The sequence below is a fragment of the Pseudoalteromonas rubra genome (genome assembly GCF_005887115.1).
GTDB lineage: Bacteria > Pseudomonadota > Gammaproteobacteria > Enterobacterales > Alteromonadaceae > Pseudoalteromonas > Pseudoalteromonas rubra_F.
In genome coordinates, this window is the sequence record NZ_PNCJ01000015.1 from 211,695 (window position 1) to 220,711 (window position 9,017).

A 9,017-nucleotide genomic window follows, 5' to 3' on the forward strand; every position below is an offset into this window, starting at 1 on the left:
TAATACGCGGTTAGAAACTGTATCTAAAGTTAATGTCCAGCGTATTGTAGTCATCAACATCGCGGTATTCTGCATTTATCGAGAACATGTCGCTAAAGTGGTAGCCTGCACCAACAAAGAAAAGCGGCTCACTATTACTGCCTTCTTCGTCGGTTTTTTCGTAGCCAAGTCCTGCTTTTAATTCAATATTTTCCAGCAAACGTGTCTGATATTGACCACGCAAGCGATAGATGGTGACATCATCAGAATCAGAGTTACTATACTGATAATCGCTTGTTCGGTATGACTCCGTGACGTGGAGCTTACTTTTCAGATCTACCTGGCCAAGGTGAAAGCTCACATCAACCAATGAGGCCTCGTCCAATTCGTGGACGTAACCCAGGCCAAATGTAAACTGGCTAATATCCAGCTCGAAGCTAGATTTAACAGAGCGATAGTCGCCATATTGACGACTGTCATTATCTGTTTCACTTACACTGTAGTAACGCCCCTCAACATAATAGTGCTCAAAGCGTTTACTTGCTGCCAGATTTACACCGGTAAATGTATCATAACTTTCCGCGGCACTACCGTCGATGCTAAAGCGTTTATAACCCACTTCAACTTTATCGAAATTGATGCTGTGTGCCATGGTTGGTGCGCCTACAAGCGCAGAGATCATACCTGCCACAATAGGTAACTGCTTCATATTTATCCTTTTTAAATATGTACCTTAAAAATTAGTCGCGCCATCAGCTGATCATCGTTACCTGTTAGCGCGCAAAATCGCGCGGGATTATAGATGTGTCATCTGACAATGTATACAGATTGGGGAAATTGTTAGGGACAGTCGAAATGGGTTACTGTGAGGCCAGTCGAAATTACTGGCCTTGTGCTTATAACTCAATACGCGATTAGAAGCTGTATCTAAAGTTGACGTCTAAGGTGTTGTAGTCATCAATGTGGCGATATTCGGTATGCACAGAGAACATACTGTTAAAGTGATAGCCTGCACCAACAAAGAACAACGCTTCGGTATCGCTGTCTTCGTCACTCACTCTTTCCAAACCCAGGCCGGCTCTGAGTTCAATATCGTTCATCACGCGAGTCTGATATTGGCCGCGCAGGCGATAGATGTTTTCGCCAATAGACCCAGAGCTGTTTTGCCGAAAATACCCAGATGGTGTTTTTTCAACCACTTCGGCTTTACCTTTCAGTGACAATCGGCCAACGTGAAAACTCACATCTAATAATGAGTGCTCATCTAGTTCGTGAATGTAGCCCGCGCCAAGTGTAAACTGGTTAATTTCTAGTTCAAGCGTTTCACGGAAGGTGTAAGCGCTAGCATATTGAGAATCGATATTACCAAAGCTATATGAATCACTGACACTGTAATAACGACCTTCAACATAATAGTTATCAAAGCGTTTACTTGCTGCCACGTTTACACCGGTAAACGCATCATAACCACCCTCATCATCATCGCTATCACTAAAACGTTTATAACCCACCTCTACTTTATCAAAGTTAATAGTGTGAGCCGCAGCAGGTGCACCTGCCAAAAGCGTGGCCAATCCAGCCACAAGAGATAACTGCTTCATTGTATTCCTTATAATTCTATCTCAAAAAATACTGACTACCGGGCCTGTATTGACCCTAATATCGATGCGGCATTATAGATATTTGTTTTAAAATGTATAGACTCACCGCAATAAATGTATAAGAAACAGGCTAATTGGGGATTATACATTACCAATTTCACCTAATTCCCGTTCAATTTGGAGGAACAAATAAGACACTAACGAGATTAGAAATTTCTCGTTTAGAACTTGTCTCTAAGGTATGAGTTGGCAGATTTTCGCCTCGCCTGTATGGATATAAGTGCCGCTGCGATTGCAGGACGCGGGAGCGGTGTTATCGACCACATCCTCTCGCTTCAAAATAGGACACTTAATTAAGCAAATTGGTATTACTCAATTTTGAAGGGTTCGGGGGCTTACTCTCGCATAAGCCCCGCAGCTAACATGTTACTCACATTGTGCAGCCGGGTAGGTATCTACCTCATTGGTAATATGTGAATAATAGTTATTATTGGTAATCGCCGTGGTGCCGTAATGTCCGGCATCCGGGCCAATTGTGAAGCTGTTCTGTGCACCCAGGCCAGCACGGATAAATGCTTCAGCATCGGTTTTTGCGTTACCGTACGCCCGCACTATGTTCAGGCCCTGTGATTGTAGCTGTTGGATCTGCTCAATTTTATACTCAGCCGTTCTAAATAAGCTGGTTTCATTACTGAGTGAAGTGCGTAGGAAGCCCCTTGGCAGGCCCATCCAGTTTAGCCAGTCGCGTGTTCCTTTGGCATACCAGTAGACACGAGCGGTCAGATAGACAGGCTGGTACCCCAAGTCCAGATAACGACGTACCAGAGTGTAAGCACCTTCTTTTTGATCGGCACGATCAATGCCGGTGTAGTCGCCTATTTGCTCAGCGTCTGATTCGGTCAAGGTGCCATCAATATCAAAAAGCACGGCGGGTGTGTTTGGCTGAACCACAGTCACAAACCCTTCGGCACCGGTTCCATCAGCAGGGACAGCGGCATAAATACGGTACTGACCTGCATTCATGGCCGGTAAAGTGACGCTGGCTTTGCCATCACTGTTGGTCACAGCATCACCCAGATAGTGCCAGTCACTGTCTTGTTGTCCGCGCAGGTAAAAGCGCACAGTTTCAAATTCCAGATCTTTGTGTGCAATCGCGCCATAATCAAACTTTGCAGTCACTTTGACACTATGACCCTCAGCCACAACCTCGTCATGGACCATATGAAAGCTTGGCAGCCAGGTAATAAACCGATTAAGACCATTGCGATACCCGGCACTGGGTACCTCAGGTTTGGCATAATTTTGCTCAATCCAGCTTGGATCTGGACATTGTGGCAGCGCCTGCGCACCAACAGACCATGCAATGGCTACAGCGGCAACCGTTTTAGCTGTGATATGAGTCAACCTTGATAACTTCATACATACTCCCGTCGTTAAATTCGAGGCAAGAATATATACTCTAGATTACATTTTTATTAACGCAAACTTTTCACATTAACAAACAAATTAACAACAAGGTGTGATCAAGATCATAAACTGGTGGGAACGGTTTGAGGTTTTAGTGGTTTCGCGACATGGTCTGCACCACTTGTTTTGGGTGCCAGGCTTTGGGCTGCCAGCCCTTTTACCCGAGTCGGAGTCGAGTGAATATTTCGTTTTGCAGCCACCCAGGCATACTGCTCGTAGGACTCAAAAACGTAGTTGCCACTGGGCAGCTGGATTTGGCCATAAATCACCTCATCCGTCAGAGTCAGGTGCACCTGATAGTGGTCGTCCGGCTGCTTACTTACCTGCCCGATCAAGCGTTTTTCTCGTTCGTTTAATGTTACCTCAACGATTTCTGCGCACACTTTTTCCTGAGTCTGAGGGATCAGAAACTCAAAGCTATCACCCATATCCAACTCACGAATACTTTTGACATCTAATTCAAGGTAGGCTTCGTTATGCAGCTCATAAGGTACCGTAGTACCTGATTTAAAGAAGGCTCTGGCGTGTTGAGACTCTTTGTTGATAGTGTAATAGGTGCTCTGTAATTCATGCTGCGGTAGTCGGACCGAACTAGTTTGCAGACCCGAAGCCATCAACTCAGGTTCATGGGTCATCGCCTGCTGCAACTCGGATACATTAAAAGAGGCACTCACCTGTTCGCCCGACACCTCTTGCGCATCGAAGTATGCGCTTACATTGCCATAAAACAGCAATAAAGCGAGTGACGACCACGTAAAGACGCCCATCAATATGTAAGTGAACACTTTCAACATATCAAAAAATTAACAAATAAAGTACTTATGGGAACATTAATTGCTCTGCCATTTTTTATCAAGTGAGATTAATTGAGACACCGCCCATCTGCACTCGTCCGAGATATAAATAATCTAATATCAATATGTTAAAAGAGAAACATTATTTACCTTTGTTTACATTACCCAGAATGAAGGTAGCCTCAATATGTTGATAAAAGGCTGTAATTCGAACAATATCTGCTCATCTGAGTATGACAATGCTATGCTTGAATCTTGAAGATCCCTGGCTCGCGCTACAAAACTAACCTCAAAGGCACGGGCAGCTAGTAGAAGAACAATAGGTCGATTTAATGCAGGTTCATGATCTTACATTGATGTTGTCGCTATGGATTGCATCACTTGCGGGTGCAACAGTGCTATTTGTAATTTCCAAAATGACTCAGACTATATCCGGCACTCGATTCTGGTCGCTGGCCATGTTGCTACTTTCATTCGCTTATTTAGCTCAGCTGAGTATGCAAAACCTCGACGTGCAGTGGCGGGTTTTAACCTTCAATAGTTTTCTTATATTAGGTCACTCTGCCTGGCTGATAGGCACCTGGCAATTTGTTCAGCGTACCCCATCAAAACGGAAAATTGCCGCGCTTATTTTACCGGTTTTGCTTGCTTCCTGGCTGACCGCCACAGTTTACCCTGAACGAGAGCTACGCATTACGATCATTGGTATCTGGCTGATAGCCGTACGGTGTCATTACGCCTGGGTACTTTACAAACATGCGCGGCAAGACAAAAACGAGTTTCTGGCTGCACAAATAACCGCAGGCGTGGTATTGCTGGAAGTATCATTTACTGTGTTATACACGCTACAAGGTGCACTGGGGAACCTGCCACAGATTGGCGAGGCTTTTAACTGGGTAGCCGGATACACTTGGGTTGCGGCACTACTAGGGATCCTGGCAGGCGCCCCTATCTTGCTGCTGCTCAGTGCAGGGCGCTTCGTAAAGCAACTGGAGTTTGCGGCCAATCATGACCTGCTGACCGGCCTGTTGAATCGTCGTGGGCTTGCCAGGCAATTAAATGAACTATTGCCCCTAAGTAAAAGAAAGTGCGATTCCCTCACCGTCATGATGATAGATATGGACCACTTCAAGCGCGTCAATGATCTGTATGGGCATCAAAGTGGCGACCGTGCCATTCGCTGCATTGCCGAGGTACTTAAAAAGCAGTTTCGCAGTGCCGATCTGTTAGCACGCTGGGGTGGCGAAGAGTTTTGCCTGGTGCTATTTGATATGCAACCAGACATGGCTGTAACCTGCGCAAATAAACTGCAGCACGCCTTTGCACAGCAAAGCCTGACACTTGGGCTAGATGATACCCCGTTGACCATCAGTGTTGGCATAGCTTGCAGCCGGGAGATCAGTCAACAAGGGTTCGAAACGACACAAAACCAGGCCGACAGTGCTCTGTACGAAGCCAAACATGCTGGACGAAACTGTGTAAAAGTCGCCAGCATGTCGCTCAGTTTATTAGAAGAACAGCCGTAACGGGCTGATCAGGCAGTAAGCTGCTGTGTCAGGCTCTCACGCATAGGCGTGGTTGGTCGGCCAATTAAGGTACTCAGTGTGCCACTTTGCTCATTCAGCCATCCCCTATTGGCCTGGATTTCTGCATCAGCAAGCAGTGCAGCAAACCCGGCCGGTACGCCTACCTGAGTCAGAAACTCAGCATACTGCTGCTCAGAGACAAAATTGGTTAGCAAGATTTTACCACTGAGTTCTGCCACCTGCTCAGCCAGCGTCTGCAAAGAAAAGCTCTGATCGCCCGCCAGTTCATAAGTTTTACCTGCATGACCGGGCTCCGTCAGTACCACAGCCGCCGCTTCTGCGTAATCTGCGCGGGCTGCGCTGGCAATACGCCCTTCATGCATGGCACCTGTGATGGCTCCGGCGGCAAGACTACCGGCAATCCCGTCGCTGTAATTTTCGTTGTACCAACCGTTGCGCAGCAGCACATAGGGCAAGCCCGACTGTGTGATTAGCTGCTCGGTGACTTTATGCTCTTCACTCAGCAGCAAAGGCGACCTATCGGCATGTAAAATACTGGTGTAAGCCAGCAAAGTGACACCCGCTTGCTGCGCTGCGCTAATGACGGCTTTGTGCTGTCGTACTCGCTCGCCAATCATATTACCGGATATAAGTAATAACTTACTTACACCTTCAAGTGCATTATCTAGGGTTTCTGGCTTGTCATAGTCAGCATGTCTGAGTTCAACCCCCAGCTGGGCCAAATCATCTGCCTGCTCTGGTGTGCGTACTAAGGCAACAATCTGCGAAGCCGCTACACGCTTCAATAATGCATCGATTACCTGACGACCCAACTGCCCATTTGCTCCTGTTACTGCAATCATATTTTATCTCCACTTAGTGTGATTACTGTCGATGGGCTTATTGTCTGGCATAAACATTGTTATCATAAGATGGTTATTTCAAAATGGAGTGTTCTATAATTGATTACAATAAATCATAACTCCCTGAAACTTTTAGCTATCTTCGCTACAGTCATAGACAGTGGTAGCTTTGCGGCTGCCGCTAGGCGCCTGCATTCCAGTCGCTCACGCATCAGTGAGCAGGTTTCTCAATTAGAGTCGCAATTAAATGTACGCCTGCTGCAACGCAGTACCCGCCAGTTAAAACTGACGCAGGAAGGAGAAAAAGTGCTGCAACATGCCCGGCAGCTCAACGGCATTTTGCAACATATTGAGGCCCAGCTGACAGATCCAGAACCCAGTGGCCGGGTCACGCTGACGATGAATCATGACATTGCACATAAATTCATTTTGCCCAAGCTTGATAAACTGTCGCAGCGCTACCCGCAAATAAGCCTGGACCTCATTGTCGATGATGACCCGCTCGATTTGATTGAGCAACAGATTGACCTGGCCATTCGTATAGGCTTTGTAAGGGATGAATCTCTGGTTGCCCGTATTTTACATCAGGAGCGCTTTGCTTTGTTCGCCAGCCCCGCGCTATTAGAGCAGTATGGCATGCCGAACAGCCTGAACGAATTGGAAGCCATGCCCTGGCTGGAGCTAAAGCAAACGGCTGAGCAGGGGGCGCAGATACTGTATTGCAATGATGAACCAGTACTCCTCCGCCCACAGCGGCATCACAGCTGTAACTCACCTTACCTGTTACAGCAAATGGTCGCCTGCGGGCTTGGCGTGGCTACCTTGCTCCCTTCCACCGTACGTCAAGAGGTTGAACAGGGCAAACTGATACGCATTTTTGAACAACTACACAGTGAGCCACTGGTCTTTTCTTTAGTTTACCCCTCCAGAAGACAGGTACCTCAGCGCACTCGTGCCGTGATTGACTTTCTGCTCTCGGAATCTTTGTTTACGAGTTAAGTTCTTTTTTATAGAACGAAGAGTGCGATTTTAAGAAATTTTAAAATTAAAAAACGAATTTATACTGTTTCATATCGGCTGAGGGGAAAACAACTAAGGGCGTTTCCCGCAAGCCCTGACTTTGATTCTACAAACTTGAGGAAACGGTAATGACTAAACTAATTCAACTATTCGACCAAAACACATCTTTGTCTCATCTTGCGGCTTTATTGGCACGAGTTGGCCTGTCAGCCATCTTTATTCTCGCTGCAATGAACAAAATTCAATACTTTGAGGGCAATGCCCAGTATATGGCATCAAGTGGTTTGCCTGGTGAGTTGCTCCCTCTGGTCATCGCATTTGAGCTCATTGGTGGCCTGATGATACTCGGAGGCCTGTTGACTCGTCTGACGGCCATTGCATTTGCAGGGTTTAGTCTGATCAGTGCATTGCTGTTCCACTTCGACCTGGCGGATCAGATGCAGTTTATTATGTTCTTCAAAAACGTCGCTATGGCGGGAGGCTTCCTGGCGCTAGCGGCACACGGTGCGGGGAAATTCAGTATCGACCACAAAGTAATGGCATCTCAGTCACTGGTAAAAGGAAAACTAGCTTAAGCCGTCAGTTTACCATGATTAACAACGCGCAGTGACTTTGGTCACTGCGCGTTTTCGGTATTATTCTGTCGCCATAACACGCTTGCCATTGGCATCAACGACCAGCAAATAAGACTTGCCAAAGTCACCGTTACACAGGTCAATCGCGTTGTCAGCAACCTGTAAGCCATCAGCGCAGCTGCTGACAGCATAGTAATCAGTTACTTTGCCTTTCTCGGTTGGCGCGACTGCAGCGCCATCGACCATTACCTCGTAGCTACCGTTGGCAAACAAACGCACGTTAAAGACATCCGCTTTATTGTCTTGCTTTTTACCTACCACAGATAAAGCGCGCTCCCCGTCCGCTTCCCAGGCAATCACCCATAAGTTGGCGCCATCTTTTAGCGTGGTGTTCATGCGATCCTGTTTTTCGCCGCTGTTGCTGTCCTTAACGCCCAGGTTGATCATATTGTTGATGGCTTTATAGCTGTAGCTGTAGGTCTGACCGACTTCTTTTGCAGGTACATCCGCCGACACCACACTGCCGCTATCAAACAGGCCACTATATCCTGAACTGATAGAGCGCTTTTTAGCATGAAAATCCGCCATGTAGTCCAGTGAATTAATGAAAGACATCTTCGCGTCGTGGTTCAATTGCTCTTTTAGCTCTTCACTACCTTCGCCACATCCTGTCAGAGCCGCTGATAAACCCAGCACTAACGCAAACCCTAATCCCTTGTTGCCATTGTTCATACTCATCTCCATAAATCCATACAATAAAAGTCATTCTGCCAGGCATCATTGGGCCTGAAACAAATCATAAGTGTCATCCGGCCCCAACCTACGGCGGCACCCGACGGTGTTGTTCACCTGCGTCTAACTATGTTTTTTACGCGCAAATATTAACATATTTATTACCTACGCCAAGGTTGGTAAATGTGCACAATTGTTTAATTTTGTAAGACAAATGACAACGCTGTCATATACTTCAACCAGCTTATACAAGAGCTAAGAAAAACAATAAAAATCAATCACTAGATTCCCTATAAAAAGATTAAGTCAACATTTAACAAAGGCGTGACCCAGGCATCTTACAAACACCTGTATCAGGATATGATTGGCAAGTTAATCTCAGCTTAAAAGACAAAAAAATCACAATTTAGTAAAAAATAAAAGCAACCCGAAAATGTGCTATCGAGTTGCTTTTATAGGC

Annotated in this window: 9 protein-coding genes; 3 read left to right on the forward strand and 6 right to left on the reverse strand. The window is 46.3% G+C overall.

What is annotated here, in order from left to right:
* Positions 1–10: 10 nt before the first annotated feature.
* The 4 genes from CWB98_RS11555 to CWB98_RS11570 form a co-directional block, all read right to left on the reverse strand.
* The gene (locus CWB98_RS11555; RefSeq protein ID WP_138545021.1) at positions 11–688 is read right to left on the reverse strand and encodes a porin; all 678 of its coding nucleotides are present in this window, start codon (positions 686–688) and stop codon (positions 11–13) included.
* Between the two features lie 205 nt (positions 689–893).
* Positions 894–1,580: a hypothetical protein gene (locus tag CWB98_RS11560; RefSeq protein WP_138545022.1), complete on the reverse strand. Its 687-nt coding sequence runs from the start codon at positions 1,578–1,580 to the stop codon at positions 894–896.
* A 426-nt stretch (positions 1,581–2,006) separates the two neighbouring features.
* Positions 2,007–2,999 (reverse strand): LNS2 domain-containing protein, encoded by a 993-nt coding sequence (locus CWB98_RS11565; protein ID WP_249364668.1) that lies wholly within the window; start codon positions 2,997–2,999, stop codon positions 2,007–2,009.
* Between the two features lie 110 nt (positions 3,000–3,109).
* Positions 3,110–3,841: a hypothetical protein gene (locus tag CWB98_RS11570; RefSeq protein ID WP_138545023.1), complete on the reverse strand. Its 732-nt coding sequence runs from the start codon at positions 3,839–3,841 to the stop codon at positions 3,110–3,112.
* 332 nt (positions 3,842–4,173) lie between these two features.
* Here CWB98_RS11570 and CWB98_RS11575 point away from each other — a divergent pair, with 332 nt between their 5' ends.
* Positions 4,174–5,367, forward strand: coding sequence for a GGDEF domain-containing protein (locus CWB98_RS11575; RefSeq protein ID WP_138545024.1), 1,194 nt, complete (start codon positions 4,174–4,176; stop codon positions 5,365–5,367).
* 8 nt (positions 5,368–5,375) lie between these two features.
* Here the strand turns inward: CWB98_RS11575 and CWB98_RS11580 are convergent, their stop codons facing one another.
* Entirely contained in the window at positions 5,376–6,230 is an 855-nt protein-coding gene (locus CWB98_RS11580; protein ID WP_138545025.1) for an SDR family oxidoreductase, read from the reverse strand.
* Positions 6,231–6,329: 99 nt separating this feature from the next.
* Between CWB98_RS11580 and CWB98_RS11585 the strand changes: the two genes are divergently transcribed.
* Positions 6,330–7,229 (forward strand): LysR family transcriptional regulator, encoded by a 900-nt coding sequence (locus CWB98_RS11585; protein ID WP_138545026.1) that lies wholly within the window; start codon positions 6,330–6,332, stop codon positions 7,227–7,229.
* Positions 7,230–7,378: 149 nt separating this feature from the next.
* A complete protein-coding gene (locus CWB98_RS11590; RefSeq protein WP_138545027.1) occupies positions 7,379–7,825 on the forward strand; it encodes a DoxX family protein in 447 nt (148 codons plus the stop codon).
* Between the two features lie 60 nt (positions 7,826–7,885).
* Here CWB98_RS11590 and CWB98_RS11595 read toward each other — a convergent pair whose 3' ends face one another.
* Positions 7,886–8,557 carry a hypothetical protein gene (locus CWB98_RS11595; RefSeq protein ID WP_138545028.1) on the reverse strand — a complete coding sequence of 224 codons (672 nt, stop codon included), beginning with the start codon at positions 8,555–8,557 and terminating at the stop codon, positions 7,886–7,888.
* Positions 8,558–9,017: the final 460 nt, after the last annotated feature.